Origin of the sequence: Tolypothrix sp. VBCCA 56010 (genome assembly GCF_050875635.1) — a bacterium.
Classification (GTDB): domain Bacteria; phylum Cyanobacteriota; class Cyanobacteriia; order Cyanobacteriales; family Nostocaceae; genus Hassallia.
Map to the genome: position 1 here is coordinate 1 of NZ_JBPAOH010000336.1, position 1,565 is coordinate 1,565.

Annotated in this window: 1 protein-coding gene and 1 pseudogene; one reads left to right on the forward strand and one right to left on the reverse strand. The window is 41.3% G+C overall.

All coding sequences use genetic code 11. The features are described 5' to 3' along the window. Positions 1–307: 307 nt before the first annotated feature. Positions 308–1,408, reverse strand: a complete 1,101-nt coding sequence (locus AABK37_RS41275; protein ID WP_432557160.1) for an RNA-guided endonuclease InsQ/TnpB family protein — start codon at positions 1,406–1,408, stop codon at positions 308–310. A gap of 78 nt (positions 1,409–1,486) precedes the next feature. Here AABK37_RS41275 and AABK37_RS41280 point away from each other — a divergent pair. Continuing rightward, positions 1,487–1,565: pseudogene (locus tag AABK37_RS41280) on the forward strand (IS200/IS605 family transposase); the annotation flags it as partial.

The window sequence follows — 1,565 nt, forward strand, 5'->3', positions numbered from 1 at the left end:
GTGAACTACCTACACCGCCTGAGTACAGGTCGGTGTAGGCTTCTGGCACATTCTTAATGTTTCCAGAACTTCCTTAGAGGTACTATTAGTAGCAGAGTCAGCCACTACCGGATTCCCTTTACGGCGTTTTATCGTTGGGAACAGTCCCAGCCCAACGCGCTTTATGTTGATAGCGGCGTTAACGTCGCGGTCAACCCAAAGCAACTCTTTTTCGTCCCAATATTCTCGAATACCGCAATCGGTGAAGATAAATTCATCGCGATACGCAAGTAATTGAGACGTATATGCAGGTTTTACTGCTATTGTCCTAGTCCCAGCAATTCTGTGCTATGTACTCTAGGATTGTGAAAAATTGTCCGAATGCTGCATCATTCCAAGACTTGTTTAGCCCAGATTTTGCTGATTGACCATTCGGGAGATATTTCCCTTCTTCGTCAAGTTTGGCTTTGTTGCGTTTCGACAAAGCCTTTAAATTTAAATCTTCGTGAACAATAACTGATTTACCAGTCCGCACCAATACATGAGCAGTTTTAAATGCATGGTCAATTCTAGCCCTGGCAATACGTTGATGTTCGCGCCCTTCACGTTTTGCCAACTTGCGGCGTTGTTTAGTGCCTTTTTTCTTGGCTGATTTACGATTAGAAACTTTGGCTAGTCGCTTCTCAGACTTCCTGAAAGACTTTAAAGACAACAACTTAGTATTCTCTGAAGTCGCCAAATAATCAACTTCATGAAGTACTGCATCCAAGCCAAGAGTGTTGTCCCATGTGGGAATCACATCTACGTCGGTGAAAGTAGGTACATTAGGGTCTTCCAAGCAAATTGTGACGTACCACCCATCAGCTTTGTTAGTTAAAAGGGCATTTTTGAGCGTAAACCCATCGGGCAAAGAACGATGTAAACGCACTTTTACCCAACCTTCTAACTTTGAAAAAGACAAAAACAACCAATCTTTATCAATGCGCTCAACAGTAATAGCTTGCCCTTCTATCCGTATTGTGCGGTAACGCGCAGCATTTTTAAAACGAGGTTTTCCGCTACGATTCCCGTTGCAATCGCCTGCAAGAAAGCGAGAAAAAGACAAATCTACACGCTTTGATACGTCTTGTAATGTTTGAGATGGGACACTCGTGAAGTCCAATAACTCGCCCGAATAGCTTACTTTTACCAAATCCTCCTTGATAACAGGAAGTTGCTTTTTCTGAGAGTAAAAATTAGGATTATCGCGCAATTTTGGTAATGAGCAAATTAGCGGACAGGAATTAATGTTGTTGTGGTTATTTTCGTACCAATCAAATCTATCTCCTAGCTGTATGTTATACCAGTAACGGCAAATTCTCAACCAAGTATTTAATTTTAGTTTTTGATTGGTGTTTGGGTATGCACGGTACTGATAATTAAGCAGCAAGCGAACTCACCTCCTTTATTTAAAGTCAACGTTACTTAATTAAACTACATTGATTATAGCAGAGTTCCTGAAAAAGTCGTGAAAAATGATTTTGTCTCCAAGGGTAGGTCGGTCAGTGACTTAAAAGTGCATCTGGTGTTGACAACAAAATATCGCC